Origin of the sequence: Xanthomonas sp. NCPPB 1638, from assembly GCF_041475635.2 — a bacterium.
Classification (GTDB): Bacteria; Pseudomonadota; Gammaproteobacteria; order Xanthomonadales; family Xanthomonadaceae; genus Xanthomonas; species Xanthomonas cucurbitae.
Genome location: NZ_CM192984.1, coordinates 3,060,669 through 3,080,772 on the forward strand (window position 1 = coordinate 3,060,669; position 20,104 = coordinate 3,080,772).

Here is a 20,104-nt window from a genome sequence, read left to right on the forward strand (position 1 = left end):
CAATCAATGGTGATAGCCGGTGTCGGCGGTGATCTTGCCGCGGAACACGCGGTACGACCACACCGTGTAGCCCAGGATCAGCGGCAGCAACATCACCAGCCCCACCATCGCGAACAGCTGCGAGGACGGCGGCGCGGCAGCCTGCCAAATGGTATAGATCGGCGGCACCAGATACGGCCACATGCCCAGCACCAGGCCGAGGAAGCCGAGCACGAACAAGCCCATTGCCAGCAGGAACGGCGGCGTGTCCGCTCGCCCTGGCTCGCTTGCGCGCCACAGCGCATAGCCCACCACGGCCACCAGCACCGGCACCGGCATCAACCACAGGTAATGCGCATCGGTGAACCAGCGTTCCATCACATGCGATTGCAGCGACGGTAGCCAGGCGCTGACCAGCCCGATGAAGACCAGCACGCTGAGCGTGAGTGGCCGGGTCAGTTGCCGCGCCAGCTGCTGCACATGGCCTTCGGTCTTGAGGATCAACCAGGTGCTGCCAAGCAATGCGTAGCCGAACACCAGCGCCGCACCGGTCAGCATCGCGAACGGGCTGAACCAGCCCCAGATACCGCCGACATAGCGGTCGTTCTCGATCGGCAGGCCCTGCACCAGCGCGCCCAGGATCACGCCCTGCGCAAAGGTGGCCAGGATCGACCCGGCGGCGAAGGCATTGCTCCACAGCCGCCGCGAGCGCTGCGCCTTGAAGCGGAACTCGAACGCCACCCCGCGGAACACCAGCGCCATCACCATCAACAGCACCGGCAGATACAGCGCCGACAGGATCACCGCATACGCCTTGGGAAACGCCGCCAGCAGCCCTGCCCCGCCCAGCACCAGCCAGGTTTCGTTGCCGTCCCAGATCGGCGCGGCGGTGTTCATCATCAGGTCCAGCTGCGCCTCGTCGCGGCGGAACGGCGCCAGGATGCCGATGCCGAGCACGAAGCCGTCCAGCACCACGTACATCAGCACGCCGAAGCCGATCACCGCGAACCACGCCACCGGCAGGAGAGTCGTCATGTCCATCAGGCAGCTCCATCGATCGGTTCGTCTGCGGCCGACAGCGGCCGTGCGGGCGTGTGTTCGCCGTGGTCCAACTGCGGTGCATCGTGCGGGGTCGGTCCGATCTTGCCGATCTTGACCAGGTACCAGATGCCCCAGCCGAACACGAACGCATAGCCGGCGACGTATACCGTCAGCGAGATCGCCGTCATCAGCGCCGACTGCGGGCCCACCGCATCGGCCGTGCGCAGCAGCCCGTAGACCACGTACGGCTGCCGCCCGATCTCGGTGACGAACCAGCCCGAGATCAGCGCAATGAAGCCGCTCGGCAGCATCCAGCGCCAGATCGCCAGCAACCAGCGCCACTGCACCAGCGTGCCGCGCCACAACGCAAACACCGACACCCAGGCCACCAGCAGCATCAGCGAGCCAATCCCGACCATGATGCGGAAGGCAAAGAACACCGGCGTCACCGGGGGGCGCTCGGCGGCCGGCACCGAGGTCAGCGGCGCGATGCTGCCCTCCAGACTGTGGGTCAGGATCAGGCTACCCAGGCGCGGGATCGCCAGCTCGTAATCGTTGCGCTCGGCCTGCGCGTTGGGCAATGCGAACACCACCAGCGGGACGCCCTTGCCCGCCTCCTCGGCATGCCAGTGCGCTTCCATCGCGGCGATCTTCATCGGCTGATGCTTGAGCGTATTCAAGCCATGCAGGTCGCCGACGACGATCTGCAACGGCACGGTGATGGCCGCGAACACCACCGCCAGCTTGAGCATGCGCAGGCCAGCCTCGCGATGCACGCCACGGTGCAGATACCAGGCCCCCACGGCCCCCACCACGAAGCAAGTGGTGATGAACGCGCCCAGTGCCATATGCGCCAGACGATACGGGAACGAGGGATTGAAGATGATCTTCAGCCACTCCACCGGATGCACGATGCCGTCGATGACCTCGTATCCAGCCGGTGTCTGCAGCCAGCTGTTGGAGGACAGGATCCAGAACGTGGAAAACAGCGTGCCCAGTGCCACCATGCAGGTGGCGAAGAAATGCAGGCGCTCGGAAATGCGGCCCCAGCCAAACATCATCACGCCCAGGAAGCTCGCTTCCAGGAAGAACGCGGTGAGGACCTCGTAGCTCAGCAGCGGGCCGATCACGCTGCCGGCGATCCGGCTCAGTTCCGGCCAGTTGGCGCCAAACTGGAAGGCCATCACGATGCCACTGACCACGCCCATGCCGAAGGACACGGCAAAGATCTTCTGCCAGAAGAAATACAGCTCGCGCCAGACCGGCAGGCGGGTGCGCAGCCAGCGCCATTCCAGAAACGCCAGCAGGCTGGACAGCCCGATGGTGAACGCAGGAAACAGCACGTGGAAGGCGATGACGAATCCGAACTGGATCCGCGACAACAGCAAGGCATCCATGGAGAAACCTCCAGGCAAATGGGAAGGCCACACGCGCGTCAGGTGCAGGGCGATGACCGCCATTGACGGCGGCAGTCGATCGCGACCGCTTGCACGACACCATGATGATAGTGACGCTTGAGCACGTTCCCGATGCGACACGGCGTCGCAGATGCGACAAACCGCCGTGCCTGGGGTGAACGCACACGGCAGGGACAACGCATGCATGGCCATCTGCAGGAGCGTGCCTGCGCGCGATGAGGCTTTCCCGGTAGCGCCTTGTCGCGCGCAGGCACGCCCCTACGGAGTAGGGTGTCGCTACTTGACTGGCGCTGGCGCTCAGCGCAGGCGGCGCATCCTGCGCGCGAGTTCGCTGACGATCGCAATGCCGGCAGTCAACGCCACCATCGACAGGAACTGCGTGCGCGTTTCGGCCGAGCTGGCCAGCAGCACGAAGATCACCGCCAGGATCGCCAACGCCAGGACAGTCAGAAATGGATAGCCGCGCATCCGGAACGGCAATACGGTGCCGGCGCGATCGGCGCGGGCGCGCAGGATCAGCTGCGACAGTAGCGAGATCGTCCACACCAGCAGGCAGGTGGCGCCGACGATATTGAGCAGCACCGGCAACACCTTGTTGGGATACAGCAGCTCCAGTGCAGCGGCCGCAAAGCCGAACAACACGCTGGCGATCACCGCCGTCCACGGCACCTGCTCGCGGCTGGTCTTGCCGAGCACGCGCGGCGCCTCGCCGCGTTGGGCCAGCGAGAAGATCATGCGCGACGCGCCGTACAGGTTGGCGTTGAGCGCCGACAGCAGTGCCACCACCGCCACCAAGGTGATCGCGGTGGCCGCGCAGGGAATGCGCGCCACTTCCAGCACCGCGGCGAATGGCGAGCTGAGCGCCTTGCTGGTCCACGGCACCACCGCCACGATCACGCTGATCGAACCGATGTAGAACACCAGGATGCGCCAGGCCACGGTACGGATGGTGCGCGCCAGGCTGCGCCCCGGGTCAGCGGTTTCGGCCGCCGCCACCGCTACGATCTCGGTGCCGCCAAAGGCGAACACCACCACCAGCAAGGCGGCGCCGACGCCGGCCAGGCCATTGGGCGCAAACCCGCCATTGCCGGTGAAGTTGGACATTCCCGGCGAGGCCACGCCGGGCAGCCAGCCGGCCAGCAACACAAACCCGATCAGCAGGAACACCACGATCGCCACCACCTTGAGAATGGCGAACCAGAATTCGAATTCACCAAAGTTGCGCACGCCCAGCAGGTTGATTGCGGTGAAGGTCGCCATGAACAACAGCGCCAGCAAGGGCACCGGCAACGCCGGCCAGACGGTCGCGAGCAGGCCGGCGGCGCCGACCGCTTCGGCCGCGATCACCACCACCACCTGGAACCACCATAGCCACCCCACCGTGGCGCCGGCGGTCGGGCCCATCGCATCGGCCGCATACACCGAGAAAGCGCCGCTGGCCGGCTTGGCGGCCGCCATCTCGCCCAGCGCGTTCATCACGATAATCACCAGGGCACCGGCGATCAGGTAGGACACCAGCACCGCCGGCCCGGCCGCCTGAATGCCGACGCCCGACCCCAGGAACAGCCCGGCACCGATGGCGGTGCCCAGGCCCATCATCATCAACTGCCGTGGCTTGAGGGCATGCCGCAATGCGGGCGCAGCGGTCGAAGCGTTCTGGGCAACAGGATCGGTCGGAAGCGACATGGACGGCATCGGGATAGGTAATAGCGCGACACGATACCGCGTCGCGGCGCCGGCCGCGCCTCTTGACGCCGATGCCTCGGCCAGGATGACGGGGCACGGCCGCGCAGTTGCGCATGCCGCTCGCACGCGTGCGATGACGCCAGGCCGCGCCAGCAACACGCTGTGGTGCGCTGCACACCAACCCGCGCAAATACCTCTGCCAGGCGATGCAACTGCCCCGCCTGGTGAACGGGCAACGCGACAGCGGGGCGCACCAGTCAGATGGGCCGGTGCTCGCGGCCACGTCCGCATGCACCGCGTCCTGCCAAAACGCGGGCGGGTATGCCGAGGGCACGCAGCGACCAGGTTGCCGCGCATGAAGATCCCCGGCGTGCCGGGGATCCATGGCGTGGCCGCTGCGCTGACGATTACTCCGCCAGGTTCTTGCCCGCACCTGCGGTGGCGATCACCTTGGCCTTGACCTGCGCGGCCGGGGTGACGGTGTAGATGTAGCCCAGCGGTTCCGGGAACACCTTGGAGCTGACTCAGTTGGTGGCATTGGCGTACGGCTTGCTGCCGTCTGGCGTGCTCCAGGTGATGCCGCTGCCGACGTAGTTGTTGATGAGGTCCCAGTAACCGATCTCGCTGCTGTCGCGCGAGGTCACCGGGTTCTTGATGTTCTCGAAGTGGTTGGACTCGATCTTCGCCACTCCGCCCATGCGCACGTTGATGCCGGAGGTGGTGACGTTGTTGAAGTAATTGTTGTAGATATGGCTCAGGCCACGACGCTGCAACGGCACGCGCGATTCCACGTTCTCGAAGCGGTTGTGGTGATAGGTGGTGCGCGCGGCCGCGTTCTGGGTGTCGCTGTCGCTGAAGCCGTTGAGCGCGACCTTCTGGTAATTGGGCTCATCGCGGATTCGTGTGGGTGCCTTGAGGCCCCTGAATCTGCGTTGAGCCTTGGAAACAGGCCCTTTCCACCGTCCCAGAAGGTGGTACATCCTGTGCTGACTTCTTGACGCGGTGTTCTGCATGAAAACGGGCCGTCGGCTGAGTGAGTTGTTTTCCTTCCCTGGCTTCGCGGCGGAGTCCACGCTCAAGGGCGTGTTCGGCGCCCCGAAGGCGCGGATCGTGACCTTGCGGCGCCGAAAAAAACGGCCGTGTGTTCCAACTGTGGCCATCGGTGTCGCAGCCGCTACGACAAGCGCCTGTGCCGCGCCCGCGACTTGCGGGCGGCCGGCTGGATGCTGTTCGTGGAGTTCGAGCGCTGGCGGGTCGATTGCCCGGGGTGCGGCGGCGTGCACGTAGAGCGGCTGGACTGGCTGGCCAAGAATCCGCGCTACACCGAGCGATTCGCCCTGCATGTGGGCAATCTGTGCCGGAGCATGACGCACAAGGCCGTGGCTGAGCTGGAGCGCCTGCACGACAGCACGGTCAAGGAGCTGTCCAAGCTGTACATGGCCGAGCAGGTGCGCCGGGCGGGGACGCCGGCGCCGCGCGCCATCGGCATCGACGAGATCGCGATCCACAAGGGCCATGACTACCGCGTTGTGGTCAGCGATCTGGAGCGCGGCCGACCGATCTGGTTCGGCGGCAGTGGGCGCACCGAGGCGGACATCGACCAGTTCTTCGCCGAATTGGGCCCAAAACGTAGCGCCGGCATCGACGTGGCGGTGATGGACATGTGGCGGCCGTTTCGCAACTCGGTGGGCAAGAACGCGCCCAACGCCAGCATCGTGTTCGACAAATTCCACATCATGCGCCACCTGTCCGACGCGCTCGATCAGGTGCGGCGCGACGAGTACAAGCGCCTTCAAGGCCAGGATCGCAGTTACATCAAGGGCCAGCGTTACACCCTGCTGAGCAATCGCGAAAACCTTACCCTGGACGGTCGAAAGGCGCTCGCCAAGTTGCTGGCGGCCAACAAACGTCTGAACACGGCGTACCTGCTGAAAGAGTCCTTCGGGCAGCTGTGGAGCTACCGCACCGAGCGAGGTGCACGGGAGTTCTTCGAGCGCTGGAAGCAGAGTCTGCGCTGGCAGCGGCTTGTGCCCTACCAGACGTTCGTGGGGATGATCGAGCGGCACTGGGACGGCATCGCGGCGTACTGCAGGCCGGAGAACAAGGTCAGCCTCGGCCTGGTGGAAGGGCTCAACAACAAGATCCGGGTCATCCAGCGCAGCGCCTACGGCTATCGCGACGAGGAGTTCCTGAGGCTCAAGATCATCGCCAGCTTCCTGCCCGCGCTACCCGAAAATGCTCGATTGCACCCACAGTGATCCGCGAAGACCCGGTAATTGTAGACATGGTTGTAGGACACGGTGACGTGATGCACGCCCTTCTTCATGTCGATACCGCCGTCGAAGGAGGCGTCGCCGGCACCGGAGCACTTGGTCAGCGAGGCAAACACGGTGTTGTGGTCCACCCAGATCCTGGACGGCTCACCGCTGGAATTGCCTTCCAGCGAAATGGAATCGGCATCCTCGCCACCGGGCAGCAGGCCGATGGTCATGTTCTGGATGATGACGTTGTGTGCGTTGCCCACCACGCGCACACCGAAGTTTGCCGCCGAGCCGTTCGCACCCTTGATGGTGACATTGCTCTTGTTCTTGATCTGTACGGTCTTGGCCGGCAGCTTCCATTGCGCGCAGACGTCCTTGATGGTGCCGAAGTCGAACTTGCCGGTGTAGTTGAGCACCAGTCCGCCGCTACCGGAATAACTGTCGATCGCCGCCTGCATCGCTTCGAAGCTGGCCACATTGACCGGTGTCTTGTTACCGCCGCCAGTGGTGGCGGCACCGTATCCAACCGGGCCTGCGATCGCGCCCGCGGCGCAGGCGGACAGTGCGAGCGCAATGGCGCCCTGAAGCATCTTGCTGGTCATGCAGCCTCTCCCAAAGAAGTCGATGAGCGACGCGTGGCACCTGCGCGATGGCAATGGCGACAGCGACGCGTTACGTGGGGGGCTGCATTCTTCGCGCGATTTAAAACATAAAACAATTATCCATCTCTGAAACTTTTACACACCCCGGTGTTCTCCTTGCAGGACATGCAAAAGAGACAGCACGGGACAGCGGGGACAGGACACCGGTACAACGCGTGCTCAAGCACGCCGCCGCACGCGCACGGCCTTATGCACGACCACGGCATGCTTCGTCCGGATGCGCAAGCGTCCGCTGCGATACACGCGCACGCGAACACACTGCACGCGCAATGGCATTGCCCGGCATCGATGCGATGTGCATGGCCACCATGGCCGATCCGTCAGCGACCGCCGCCCTGTGGTGGATTCGTCTGCAAGATGCCAGCCGGGCGCATCAGCACGTCACCGGCTGCACCGGCGCTTACCGCCTCCTGTCACGGCGGGATGCGTGCATCCCGCACGCGCCGTCGATGCGCGGTGACACGCTCGCCGCCCGCGCGCCTGCAGGACGCAGGCGACCGGGCGCTCAGACCGCGCGGCTGGCCGATGCCAACGCGCCGATCGGCGTGCCGCCTGGGCGTGGCGTGTGCCCATCGAGAAAATCGCCGACCAGGCGCATACAGGCCGTACGTTCTTCCACATGCGGCATGTGGCTGGACTGGGCGAAGACGTGCCAACGCGCATCGGGAATCAGCCGCGCATAAGGCTCGACGGTTTCCGGCGTGGCTTCGTCGTACTTGCCCGACAGCACCAGCGTGGGCACCATGATGCGATGCAGGCGTTCGACGATGCTCCAGTTGCGCAGGCTACCCACCACATGGAATTCGGTGGGGCCGTTCATGGCGTGGTAGACGGTGGGGTCGGCGTCGATGGCGGCGAAGATCCGCGCCACCTCGTCGGGCCAGGGCAGCACGCGGCAGACGTGGCGTGCGTAGAACACCTGGCTGGCAGCGCGATAGTCCGGATGGTCCAACGTGCCCGCCGCCTCGTGATGGTCCAGGACCGCCTGCACCTGCTCGGGCAGCTCGGCGCGCAGCCGCAGCGCAGCAGCCCGCCACAATCCCATCGACGCAGGCGAGTTGGCGATCACCAACGCGCGCAGTCCGGCCGGACGCCGCACTGCGTGCTCGGCCGCCAGCATGCCGCCCCACGACTGCCCCAGCAGCGCGTACCGTGCCAGCCCCAGGTGCGCGATCAAGGCCTGCAGCTCGTCCAGGAACAGGCCAACCGTCCAGAACCCAGGATCGACATCGGTCAGATGCGTGGAACGGCCGTTGCCGAGCTGGTCGTAATGGATCACCGCGCGGCCGCTGGCCGCCAGGTCCTTGAAGCTGTCGACATAGTCGTGCGTGCAACCGGGCCCGCCGTGCAACACCACCAACGGACAGGTATCGCTGCGCAGATCGCCGGTGATGCGGTACCAGGTGCGGTAGCCGCGGAATGGGACATGACCTTCGATGGACTGCATGACCTGCGCCTGCTCTGCGGCAATGATGAGCGCCGAGCCTAGCGGGCATGGCGCGCGGCGGGAACTGGCAAATGTCCCAGGTTGGCACGCCTTGCCGCCGTGGGCCGGTGCCGCAGCACGCACGCCGGCCTACGGCTCCAGCAAGCGATAGTGCATGCTGCGTACCACCGCCTCGACGCGGTTGCGCGCACCAAGCTTGCGTGCAGCCGAATTTAGGTGCAGGTTCACCGTGGCCGTGGATCGGTTCAGCGCGGCGGCAATGCCTTTGGCGGTGAGGCCCTTGGCAGCGTGATGCAGGCATTCGCGCTCGCGTCGGGTCAGCACGATGTGGTGGCAGCGGCGGTCCTGCGGGTCCATCAGCTCCTGGGCACGCGCCTGGAAGGCGTGGGCAAGCAACAGCAAGGGCGACCGCTGCGCCTCGGCCAGACATGGCGCCTCGGCGGCCGGCGCGCTGATAACGGCGCTGAAGGTCGCGAATGCGCCGCCCGGCAAGTGCAATGGCACGGTGATACCGGTGGCCATGCCGTTCTCGCACAGGTACCGCGTCACCTGGCGATGCTGGCCGCCCACGTATTCCATCCCGTGCACAGGACCATCGTTGCAATAGGACCACACGAACGATGCGCTGCGCCCGGTCGCGCGTCGCTGCACTGGATCGTGCTGGTAGTAGCCGTGTTCGCACCACACGTGCTGCATGTCGCCAGGTGCGTTGCGCTGCATGAACACCGTCGGCGTCATCAGCGCGCCCTCCACGCTCAACGGGACCGGCGCGTAGTCGTACACCAGCGACTGGAAGCCCAGCGCGCAGACCTCGTCGAAGACCCGGTCCAGGCAGGCGTCCAGCGTGTGCCGTGCCTGCAGGTCGTAGCCAAGACGGATCAGGGAATCGAACATGGCGGTCCTCGGGGCAGCGCGCTGTACAGGAAGGCATCCAGCCCGGGAAACCTAGCACTTTTACCAATGGATGGATGCAGCGGCCACATTATCGTCACACTACCGGCGGCGCAGTCAGCGGGCTTCGTCCGCGCGGCCGCATGCGCCGGGCACCATCACTCCTTACAGCGGACACCTGCATGACCGACACCCCACGCCGCGACGAGGCGGCCGCACTGGAACGCTTTGGCTATGCGCAGGAACTCAAGCGCCAGCTCACGCTCAAGGACCTGCTGGTCTACGGGCTGGTGTTCATGGTGCCGACTGCGCCGTTCTCGATCTTCGGCGGCGTGTTCGACATCAGCGCGGGCATGGTGCCGCTGACCTACGTGGTGGGCTTCGTGGCGATGCTGTTCACCGCGCTGAGCTACCAGCAGATGTCGCAGGCGTTTCCGGTAGCCGGCTCGGTATACACCTATGTCGGGCGTGGATTGAGCAGCGGCATGGGGTTCCTGGCCGGCTGGGCGATCCTGCTGGACTACCTGCTGGTGCCCACCCTGCTGTACGTGGTCGGCTCCAATGCAATGCACAACGTGCTGCCGGCTGTGCCGCAACCGGCGTGGATCGCGTTCTTCGTGGTACTCAACACGGTGGTCAATCTGCGCGGGATCGAAACCACCGCGCGGGCCAACCGGGTGTTCCTGTCTGCGCAGCTGGTGGTGCTGGCGGTGTTCGTGGTGCTGGCGACGCTGGCGATTCAGCGCGGCGTCAATGGCGCGCACTGGTCGCTGCGCCCGTTCTACAACCCGCAGGCATTTTCGCCGCAGTTGATCTTCAGCGCACTGTCGGTGGCGGTGGTGTCGTTCCTGGGCTTCGACGCAATCTCCACGCTGTCGGAAGAAACCCGTGGCGGCAATCGCGTGGTGGGCCGCGCGACCTTGCTGGCGCTGGTGCTGGTGGCTGGCCTGTTCGTGCTGCAGACCTGGTTGGCGGCCTTGCTGCAGCCCAACCTGCAACGCTACGTCGATGCGCAGGCATCCAATGATGCCTTCTTCGAGATCGGGCGGTTGATCGCCGGGCCGTGGCTGCAGATTGTCATCGCGTTGACGGTGGCCATCAGCGCGGCGATCGCCAACTCGTTGGTGGCGCAGGCAGCGACCTCGCGGCTGTTGTTCGCCATGGCCCGCGACGGGCAGATGCCGGCATTCCTGCGCCATATCCACCCGCGCACCGCAGTGCCGCAGCGTGCGATCCTGCTGGTGGCGGCGCTGAGCATGTTGCTGGGGCAAGTGTTCGTTGGCCAGATCGCACTGCTGTCTTCGCTCTGCAATGTCGGCGCATTGAGCGCCTTTGTGTTGCTGCACATTGCGGTGCTGTGGCATTTCCGTGCGCAGGCCCGCATCGTGCTGCACGGGCTGGTCCCGTTGATCGGCATCGTCATCCTGACCTATGTCGTGATCAACGCCGACCGGCATGCGCAACTCGGCGGCATGGCGTGGATGGGCATCGGGCTGACGGTGCTGGCATTGCTCAAGCGCAGCGGCCGCTCCACCCACTTCCGCGCCGGCGACACACGCGAGTAACCCTCGCCCACATGCCAGGCGCGTGAATCGGCAAACCGGCGCAATCCGGCACAGCCGCACGCCTGCAGCACCATCGCCGGCGATATCTGCACGCACCCGATCGCTACGGCGCCCGGGCTGCGACGCCTATGCGTTTCACTGCTTGGCGACGCCTTCATTCCGTCATGCATCGTGCACTCACCCGATGCGACGCGACGCGTTGCTGCGCCTGCATCAATGCGCCGCACGGCCGAGCGGTACGGTCACGCTACCGGTGAGCGTCATCGCTGCCATCGCGCAACGCGTTCGGTGACAACTTCATCCATTAACGAGATAGTTGGCACATATTCATCTTTGAAAATTGGTTAGCCTAACCGGGCGCCACCGTTGGCGCTGCGGAGCGCGGCCCCCGCCGCAACCCGCCATCCCCTGACGAAAAGGATGACCCATGAATCGCAAGAATGCGTTGTACCTGGCGCTGTTTTCGGCTGTTTCCGGTTCCGCGCTGGCAGTGCCGCCTACCGAAATGGATGCTGCGCCAGTGAGCTCGACACCACAGGCGGCCAGACTTGGCGCTGCGGTCCTCCAGTCGGCAACGCTGCGGGGCGGCATCCTGCCGACACGCGTGGCGCGCCTGGCGGCGCCCACCAGCCAGGAACTTGGCCGTGTCCGTGAACGGCGGATCGCACAGGTCAAACATGGCCAGCCGCTGCAGATCGGCTTCTCGCGTGCGCTGAAGCAGCCGTCGGTGAACCTGGCCAAGCTGGATTGGCAGATGGCCGGCGACGGTTCGCGTGTTGCCACCCTTGAGCTCAGCTCCGCGCAGGCCGCTTCGCTGCGTGCGGCGCTGGTGCTGCGCGGCACTGGCGCAACGCCCGGCGACCCGTCCAGGGTGACGTTGCGGTTTGCCGGCAACGACGGCCGTGTGTTCGAGCAGTCCGGCGCCAGCTTCATGACCGCCGGCGATGCCATCGGCTGGTCGCCGACGGTCAATGGCGACACGCTGTTGGTGGAACTCTCGTTGCCAGCAGGCCTGTATCCGGAAAACTTCAGCCTGAGCGTGCCGCAGCTCTCGCACCTGGACATCAGCCCCACCGCCAGCACGCGCGACATGATGACCATTGCCATCGGCGAAAGTGATTCCTGCCAGAACGACGTGGCGTGCCGCGCCAATCCCACCGCCGGCTTCACCAGCGCAACCAAGGCCGTGGCACGCATGGTATTCACTACCAGCCAAGGCTCGTTTCTGTGCACTGGCACCTTGCTCAACAACACCAATACGCCCAAGCGCAACCTGTTCTGGACTGCGGCGCATTGCATCAACACGCAGACCGTGGCCAATACGCTGCAGACCTATTGGTTCTACGACGCTGCACAATGCAACGGCAACACGGTCAGCTCGCAAGCGACCACGCTCAGCGGCGGCGCGTTCCTGCGCCATGCCAACACTACCCGCGACACTGCCCTGCTGGAACTGAAGACCGCACCACCCAGCGGCGCGTTCTACGCGGCCTGGAACAGCGCGGCGATCGGCTCCACCAACACCTCGATCGTGGGCATCCATCATCCGTCAGGCGACGTCAAGAAGTATTCGTTGGGCACGGTCAACGCGCTCAACGCGTCCATCGACGGCAAGAGCCCGCTGTATCGCGTGGTCTGGAACGATGGCGTCACCGAGGGCGGCTCCTCCGGCTCGGGTCTGTTCACCATTGCCAGTGGCGGCGCCTACCAGCTACGTGGCGGCCTGTACGGCGGCATGTCGTTCTGCACCGCGCAAAGCGATCCGGATTACTACTCGCGCTTCTCGGACGTGTATCCCTCGATCTCCAGCTTCTTCGGGCAATAAGCGCCCATGCACGTGGCAGGCGATCACCTCGCCTGCCATTTGCGATCGCACCCGCGCGCCGGTGCCCTGGCGCCAGCCGCGCAGCCGCTGGCGACAATCTGCTAGCGGGCCATGACCGGCGTGCGCGCTCCCCACACTTCCGGCCTTGCCTTGCAATAGCGTTCGATGAAGGCCTGCTGCGAGGGGAACTGTTCCACCGCGTGTTGGATCGGCTGGGCGATGCCGTCCAGCAGGCGTTGTAGGTCCTGGTCGGAAAACGCGCGTGTCAGCGGGTGATGGTGTTCCGGCATCAGGCCCTGCCCCATCAGCACGTGCGTCCAGGAATCGACACGAAACAATTCGTCCGCCGCCTGCCAGGCGTGCGCACGCTCGCGCCAGGCGCGCAGGCGCACGGCCAGCGACTCCGGCAGCTCTATCGCGCGGCATTGCCGCCACAGCGGTTCCTCGCGCTGGGTGGCGTGGTAGTGCAAGGTGACGAAATCGCGCACGTGCTCCATCTCGGCGCGGCTGACATCGTTGAACAGCTGCACCTGCGAGGGAGCGATGCCCTGCGCCGGGAACAGCGTCAGCAGCCGTACCACCGCCGAGATGGTAAGGTGGATGCTGATGGATTCCAGCGGCTCGATGAAGCCGCTGGCCAGGCCCAGCGACACCACGTTCTTGTTCCAGGCCTTGAGCCGGCGGCCGGTGCGGAATGGCACCATCCAGGGGTCTTTCACCGCGGGGGCGGCCACGTCGCGCAGCAGCTTGGCATGCGCCTCGTCGTCGGACAGGTGCCGGCTGGAAAACACCAGGCCGTTGCCCACCCGGTGCTGTAGCGGAATATGCCAGCGCCAGCCGGCTTCGTGCGCGATGGCGCGCGTATACGGCACCGGCGGGCCAAGCGCCTCGGTCTGCACCGCCACGGCGCGGTCGCACGGCAGCCAATGGCTCCAGTCTTCATAACCGGTATGCAGGGTCTGCTCGATCAACAACCCGCGGAAACCGCTGCAATCGATGAACAGATCGCCGGCGATCACCTGCCCGTCTTCCAGCACCAGGCTGGCGACATCGCCGCTGTCGGGCTGCAGCGTCACCTGCTGGACCGGCCCTCGATGCGCGTGACGCCACAGGCCTCGCTGCGCGCGCGCAGGAAGCGCGCGTACAGCGCGGCATCCAGGTGGTAGGCATAATTGACTGCCGGCTCGCGCGGCAAGGCGAAGCGGTCCACGCGCGAGGCCGCCGTTTCCAGGCAGTAATCGCCAAAGCTGCCGCCCATGCCGCGGCGCTGGCTCTCCAACCATAGATGATGGAACGCGCACACCAGCGTGCTCTGCCCGGTGATGCCGAACGGATGGATATAGCGATCGCCCTGGCGCAACCAGTGCTCGAAGGAGATCGAAAGCTTGAAGGTACCCGCTACCTCGCGCAGGAACTCCTGCTCGTCGATCTGCAGGAACCGGTGAAAGGTGCGGATCGGCGGCACCGTCGATTCGCCGACACCCACCGTGCCGATCTGCTCGGACTCCACCAGGGTAATGTCGAGCAAGTCGCGAAACTGGTGCGAGAGCGCGCAGGCGGCGATCCAGCCAGCCGTGCCACCGCCGGCGATGACCACCTTGCGAATCTGAGCCTGAGTCACTGCGAACTCCCATGGACTGGATGTGGAATGGCGGCTGCCATGTGCGGCGATCCTGTTCGGGACTGCAAAAGGGTTGCACGTACATCAATGCCAACATGGCCTGACGGCGCGCTGCCATGCGTCCTTCCAATGGACGGCGCAGTCATCCGGCAATCCGCATTGAACGCACTGCGTCCATCAGCGATTGAGCCTGCCGATCAGCATGGCGCGAAGCTGGCGCGCAAGGACGGGATCGATCGGTCCCAGCGCCTGTCGCGCCGGTTCGGGCAGATGCGCGCCGGCACGCTCGGCCGGGCCGAACACGTAGTAATCGAACAAGGCACGCCACGCGTCCTTCTCCGCCGCCGGGCGGTCGCGGATGGCCCACAGCGCGTGATACAGCGCCGGCATCGCCGCCGGTAATTGCGCCGGCGCCGTGCTCCACCAGTAATTGACCAGCACGTTGAACGGCTGCAGCGACTGCACGTGGTGCCACCACATGCTCGGGATGAACAGCGCATCGCCCGGCTCCAGCACGGCGCTGCGTGCATGCGGCTGGGCCTGTGCGAATCGCGGGTAGCGCTGCAGGTCGGGAGTGGCGATATCCACCATGCTCACCACCTGCCCGCCCGGCGTGGGATCCAGCGGCCCGGGGTAGAGATTGGCCACCTGCTCCGGGGGAAACAGCGTGAAGCGCCGCTGCCCAACCGCGCAGCACGCCAGGTTGTTGGGCGCATCGTAGTGGCAGGACGCGGTGACGCGATTGCCGATCCAGATGCTGGGCTGCACGTTGACGCCGCTGGCCGCCAGGTCCAGATCGTTGTGCGCACGCAGGCCCGGCAAGCCATCGTCGACAGGCAGCGAGGCCAGGTAGTAGGTCGGCGGCTGCAGGTCGTCGCGATGCGCGGCGATCGCGTCCAGCAAGCTGCCCAGGCTGCCGCGCTGCACCTCGAAATTCAGCGCGCTGCAGTCCTCGGTGTAGAACGGGCGGCCGGCGATTGCCGGCCCGCCATAGGAGTACTGCAAGGCACGCCCAGTGTCGTGCGCGCGCAGCTGGTGCATCGCCTCATCCTGGCTCCGCAGGCCGGCCTGCACCAGCGACCAATCGCGTGCGATTCCGCGCAACACCACCGGCTCGGCCGCCTCACAGAGTTCGGCCAGTGGCAGCGCCTGGGACCGGCAATCGGTGCGCTCGGCAATCGCGGTAGCAGCAGGGCCAGAATGTGCGGGTGCGGCCATACGATCAGGCATGGGCAGCGGCAGGCGCAGTGCGCGCGTGTTGCAGGCGGCGCTGCTTTTCGGCCATCAGGCGGCGCACGTTATGCAGCGATGCCAGCATCAGGAAGGCGCCTTCCAGATAGCCCGCCTGGTGCAATTGCTGCAGGGGCTGCGCGTGGAGTGCGGCAAGCCGCTCGCGGTCGATGGCGAACAGGCCGTCCAGGTGGGCGGCATGGGTGGCATCCAGCGCCACATCCAGGCGCACCGGCTGGATCAGGCCCAGGGCATCGAAAGCCGCCGCCATGGCCTGCCCTGCATCCATGCCCTCCCGAATGCCGCGCAGCACGCTGATGATGTGTTTCAGATACGGGCTGTGGCCGCCCTGCGGCAGGAACACGGCCTCGCCCTCGCTGCGGCTGACGCGCGGATGCTCCAGGTCGATATGGATCACCGGCTCCTGCACCAGCGCACCGTCGATCTGCTGTTCCTGGAAGCCGATCAGAAATGGCCCCTTGGCGACGATGCCGGGCAGATAGTTGGCGCTCCAGCGGCCCTCGTGCAGGAACAGGTTTTCATCCTGGGCAAAACCCAGCAAGGCCACCGATTGGTAGCGACCGGTGGCAGGTTCCTTGCGGAAGAACAGCGGGTATTCGCGCTGCAGGTCGGCGTACTCGGTCACGAACGCAGGCACCAGCCCGACCGCATCGCCGAACTCGGCAGCGAAGCGAAGGACCACGCGCACATCGTGGTGCGCCACGTTGTTGAGCACTGCATATCGCGTCATCTACGACTCCAGCAGGCATCCCCGGTGGGCGTCTGCACTGAAAGATTGGCGTGCGACTCACCCGCTGCACGCAACAGCCACCGAGCATTGCCAAAAAAACCCAGGCCGGCAAGCGGCAGGGCAGCATGCGCGTCGCGTCGGCGTCGCGGATTGCCCGGCACCTGCAGGCCCTGCCTGGTTGGAACGCGCAGCACCGCGATGTCTGCACGCCTGGCCAAGCGTGCGAATGACTTCGCACGGCGGTCGGGCCGGTTGCATCCGCCACCAGCAGGTGGCGGCCGCAACCGTTTGCGGCCTGCGGCGAACAAAGCAATTGCATGCGCCAGGCAGTCGTCGGCCGAGCGACGACCCGCCGACCGATGACCACGGTCGCGCCCGCCTGGCGGCGGACGCCATTGCCTTGCCACCGTCCCTAGAACGCGTAGCGCACACCCAGGGTATAGCGTGGCTGCTGGTCGATCAGGCGCACGATCTGCTTCTCCGAACGCCCATGCCAGCGCACGTCCTCGCCGGTCAGGTTGATCGCCTCGAAACCCACCGACAGCTGCTTGTTGAGCGCATAGCTGACGCTCAGATCGAACTGCTGGTAAGCCTCCACGTAGTACGGGTTGCGGTTGGAGGCATCCTGGTTGGCCGCGATCAGGTACTCGTCGCGCCAGTTCCAGGCCAGGCGTGCACTCCAACCGTATTTTTCGAACATCAGCATGACGTTGGCGGTGTCGCTCAGGCCGAGCAGCGCGAACTGGTCGCGGTCGATGACATTGTTGTCGAACGCCACGTCGCCTTTGACGATGGTGTAGTTGGCGTAGATGCCGAACCCGCTGCTGCCGAAGAAGTACTGCCCGCCCAGCTCCCAGCCGTGGATGTTGGCCTTGTTCTGGTTGATCGGCCGCGTGACATCGAATTGGTACAAGGGGTCGGCCGCCGTGCCGACCAGGTCGTAGGTGTTTTCAAGCGCCAGACTCTGCGCTGAGCTGCCGTTGTAGGCAGCCAGGCCACCGGTGGCGGCCGCATTGCGCAGCAGCGCGGTAGCGGCGAACAGCGAAGTGTCATTGGCCGAGCACGCCGCGGCCACGTCGTTGCCGGCCGCACCGACCTGCGCGGCGCACGCACCGCTCCGCAGGAACGCCAGCGCTGCCTGTGCATCCGGACCGGAGGTGGGGTCGGTCAGCCCATACAGGGTTTCACGCGAGACGGTGCTGCCGATGAAGTTGCTGACACGCTTGTTCCAGAACGTGGCCGACACGTAACTGGCATCGGCGAAATACCATTCCAGCGCCAGGTCGAGATTGTCCGATTCCAGCGGCGCCAGGGTCGGTGTCTGTGCATCGCCGCTGGCGCGGTTGGACGGGTTGATGAGGATCGAGCCGGCAGGCGTGTTGGGCGTCGGGCCAGCGAGCAGGTTGTTGTAAGGGGCGCGCGCAATGGTCTGGCCGAACGAGGCGCGGCCCTTCAGCTGGTCGGTGATATCGATGCTGAAGTCCAGGTTCGGCAGGATGTAGTTGTAACTGGTCTTCTCGCTGAAGGGCTGCTGCTCGGTGGAACGCAGCAGCTGGAAATCGTTGTTGGCCTGCCATTGCAACGCGACCGGTGTGGCTACCTGCGACGTGGATTCCACGTCGGTGCGCTCATAGCGCAGGCCCAGGCGCGTACTGGTGGTCATGCCGGAAATATCGCCGGTGAGTTCCAGCTGCACGTAGGCCGCACGGGTCTTTTCTTCGACCTGGTTGTTGGCGCTGTAGAGCGGGTTGTAGCGCGTGGCCGCACCGTACTGACTGCCGCCCCACAATGCCAGCTGGCTGGCGTCGCCGCGCCAGGCGTTGCGGGCAGCGCCGTTGGCATTGAAATCATCGAACATGCCGACGATGCTCACCGGCCGCAGCAATGCCGTCATGCCCGGCTCGTTGCCCGCGTTGGCCACGCCCCAGTCGCCCAGCGTGGAATAGTTGTCGCTGGTGAGGCGATGCATGGTGGTGTTGGAGGAGCTGACACCAAACTGGAAGCGGCCGTCGTCGAAGTCGAAGGTGCCGTCCAGGCGACCTTCCTTGGTCTCGGTCACCTGCTTCTGGTAGTAGATCCGCTGCACCTGCGAGCCGAGATTGTTGGTGGTGAAATCCGGGTTGACCACGCCGTTGGTGCCGGCCAGCGAATCGGCGACGCTGGGATACCAGGTGCGCGCGCCGATCGGCAAGGAATTATTGAACCACAGCTCCTGCGCCCATTGCCCACCGCAGGACGGGCCGTTGACGCAGTTGTTGGTGCCGGCGAAGCTGAAATAGGTCGCGCTGCCACCGGTCATCGGATCGTTCGGCAGGCTCTGGGTCTTGGAATTGTGCGCATCGAAGGCCAACTGGAAGCGGTCGCTCACCTGCCAGTCTGCATTGAAACCCAGCGAGCCAAGCGTGTACTTCTGCTCGTTGCGCTGTTGCTCCATGCCGAAGTCCTTGGCGCCATTGGGTACATCGCGCAGGTACACCGGCGTGGCCACGGTCTGGCCGGTATCAAAGGTCAGATTGGTGAAACTGTTGGCGCGTTGCAGCCAGATGCCCTGCTCGCCGCGGTCCTCGCGGATTTCGTTGGACGAGTACGTGTAATCCAGGGTCAGGGTCAGGCTGTCGCTGGGCGCGAATTGCATCACCGCCTGGCCGTTGATGCGCTCGCGCTGGAAGTCGGCGAAGGCGTAGCGCAGGTCGTTGGGCATGCCGTACAGCTGGCCGATCGCTGGCGCATTGGTCACCACCGTATCCGGCCGCAAGGCGGGGTCGGTGCCGGTCCAGCGCTGGATATTCCAGCGATTCTCGGTGGCCTGTACCGAGCCGCCATGACGCTTCTGGTAGCTGGCGCTCAAACCGATGCCGAAGGTCTTGTCCGGGTTGGTGTAGCTGAAGATGCCCGACAGTTCCGGCGTGAGCGAGTCGCCGAAGGGTTCGGAGCGGTCGGACATCATCTTGGCACCGGCATTGGCCACCACGCCCTCGTGGTTGAAGGGCTTGTCGGTCTGGATGTTGATGGTGGCGCCGATACCGCCGCTGAGCGCGGTGGCACGGCTGGTCTTGAACACCTCGATGCCGGTGATGGCTTCGGAGGCAAGCTGGGCAAAGTTGAACGCGCGCGTGCCTACGTCCACGCCGCCGATCGGCGTCTGCCCGGGCGCTCCGAAGGCATCGGCACCGGGAATCAGGCGGCCGTTGAGGGTGACGGTGTTGAACTGCGGGCCGAAGCCGCGCGCAGTGACCTGCGCGCCTTCACCATCGCGGCGTTCGATCGAGATGCCGGTAATGCGTTGCAGCGATTCGGCCAGGTTGGTATCGGGAAACTTGCCGATGTCTTCGGCGCTGATCGCATCCACCACACCGGCAGCGTCGCGCTTGATGCCCATCGACTGATCCAGGCTACTGCGGATACCGGTCACCGTCACGGTGTCGAGTGTGGTGGCGGCATCGCTGCTGGACTGCGACGCCGCAACGGGCGGAGCGACATCCTGCGCAAACGCGGGGTTGATGACGAGCAAGCCACCAACGAAGGTGAACATGGCCTTCGACTTGAAGCTGTTCAACGAACGACGCATCGATGTGTACTCGGGAGTGGAGTCCAACCGCCTACAGCCGTTATCGCGACATGCGACACGGCAGCATCCTGTCCACCGCCCGGAGGGCCGTGGCGAACGGTACTGCAGCACTTCAGTTCAATCCCCTAGCACGCTGGCCGACGACCGCCCCTTCGAGCA

11 protein-coding genes and 3 pseudogenes are annotated in these 20,104 nt (G+C 65.3%); 3 read left to right on the forward strand and 11 right to left on the reverse strand.

Going from position 1 to position 20,104, the window contains the following annotated elements; translation table 11 throughout:
* Window positions 1-3 precede the first annotated feature (3 nt).
* The 4 genes and pseudogenes from cydB to ACCQ13_RS13265 all read right to left on the reverse strand — a co-directional run.
* Window positions 4-1,020, reverse strand: coding sequence for a cytochrome d ubiquinol oxidase subunit II (cydB, locus tag ACCQ13_RS13250; RefSeq protein ID WP_104603954.1), 1,017 nt, complete (start codon window positions 1,018-1,020; stop codon window positions 4-6).
* Entirely contained in the window at window positions 1,020-2,417 is a 1,398-nt protein-coding gene (locus ACCQ13_RS13255) for a cytochrome ubiquinol oxidase subunit I (RefSeq protein ID WP_104603953.1), read from the reverse strand. Before ACCQ13_RS13255 ends, cydB begins: the two co-directional genes overlap by 1 nt.
* A gap of 318 nt (window positions 2,418-2,735) precedes the next feature.
* Window positions 2,736-4,124 carry an amino acid permease gene (locus ACCQ13_RS13260; protein WP_159407324.1) on the reverse strand — a complete coding sequence of 463 codons (1,389 nt, stop codon included), beginning with the start codon at window positions 4,122-4,124 and terminating at the stop codon, window positions 2,736-2,738.
* A 407-nt stretch (window positions 4,125-4,531) separates the two neighbouring features.
* A pseudogene (locus tag ACCQ13_RS13265) lies at window positions 4,532-5,008 on the reverse strand (pectate lyase family protein); the annotation flags it as partial.
* 255 nt (window positions 5,009-5,263) lie between these two features.
* On the opposite strand from ACCQ13_RS13265, the gene ACCQ13_RS13270 reads away from it, so the two are divergent.
* Window positions 5,264-6,382, forward strand: coding sequence for an ISL3 family transposase (locus tag ACCQ13_RS13270; RefSeq protein WP_159406496.1), 1,119 nt, complete (start codon window positions 5,264-5,266; stop codon window positions 6,380-6,382).
* 2 nt (window positions 6,383-6,384) lie between these two features.
* Here the strand turns inward: ACCQ13_RS13270 and ACCQ13_RS13275 are convergent.
* The 3 genes and pseudogenes from ACCQ13_RS13275 to ACCQ13_RS13285 form a co-directional block, all read right to left on the reverse strand.
* Window positions 6,385-6,987 (reverse strand): annotated as a pseudogene (locus ACCQ13_RS13275) (pectate lyase family protein); the annotation flags it as partial.
* Window positions 6,988-7,552: 565 nt separating this feature from the next.
* Complete coding sequence (locus ACCQ13_RS13280) at window positions 7,553-8,494, reverse strand: proline iminopeptidase-family hydrolase (RefSeq protein WP_104603951.1); 942 nt, start codon at window positions 8,492-8,494, stop codon at window positions 7,553-7,555.
* A gap of 129 nt (window positions 8,495-8,623) precedes the next feature.
* The gene (locus tag ACCQ13_RS13285; protein WP_104603950.1) at window positions 8,624-9,388 is read right to left on the reverse strand and encodes a LuxR family transcriptional regulator; all 765 of its coding nucleotides are present in this window, start codon (window positions 9,386-9,388) and stop codon (window positions 8,624-8,626) included.
* Between the two features lie 179 nt (window positions 9,389-9,567).
* Here ACCQ13_RS13285 and ACCQ13_RS13290 point away from each other — a divergent pair, with 179 nt between their 5' ends.
* Window positions 9,568-10,950, forward strand: a complete 1,383-nt coding sequence (locus ACCQ13_RS13290) for an APC family permease (protein ID WP_104603949.1) — start codon at window positions 9,568-9,570, stop codon at window positions 10,948-10,950.
* 427 nt (window positions 10,951-11,377) lie between these two features.
* The gene (locus ACCQ13_RS13295) at window positions 11,378-12,775 is read left to right on the forward strand and encodes a trypsin-like serine peptidase (RefSeq protein WP_104603948.1); all 1,398 of its coding nucleotides are present in this window, start codon (window positions 11,378-11,380) and stop codon (window positions 12,773-12,775) included.
* A gap of 101 nt (window positions 12,776-12,876) precedes the next feature.
* Here the strand turns inward: ACCQ13_RS13295 and ACCQ13_RS13300 are convergent.
* The 4 genes and pseudogenes from ACCQ13_RS13300 to ACCQ13_RS13315 form a co-directional block, all read right to left on the reverse strand.
* A pseudogene (locus ACCQ13_RS13300) lies at window positions 12,877-14,396 on the reverse strand (tryptophan halogenase family protein).
* A 177-nt stretch (window positions 14,397-14,573) separates the two neighbouring features.
* Window positions 14,574-15,614, reverse strand: a complete 1,041-nt coding sequence (locus tag ACCQ13_RS13305) for a cupin-like domain-containing protein (RefSeq protein ID WP_104603947.1) — start codon at window positions 15,612-15,614, stop codon at window positions 14,574-14,576.
* Window positions 15,615-15,618: 4 nt separating this feature from the next.
* Window positions 15,619-16,377 (reverse strand): SapC family protein, encoded by a 759-nt coding sequence (locus ACCQ13_RS13310; protein WP_104603946.1) that lies wholly within the window; start codon window positions 16,375-16,377, stop codon window positions 15,619-15,621.
* Between the two features lie 412 nt (window positions 16,378-16,789).
* Entirely contained in the window at window positions 16,790-19,945 is a 3,156-nt protein-coding gene (locus ACCQ13_RS13315) for a TonB-dependent receptor (protein ID WP_167526919.1), read from the reverse strand.
* Between the last annotated feature and the right edge of the window lie 159 nt (window positions 19,946-20,104).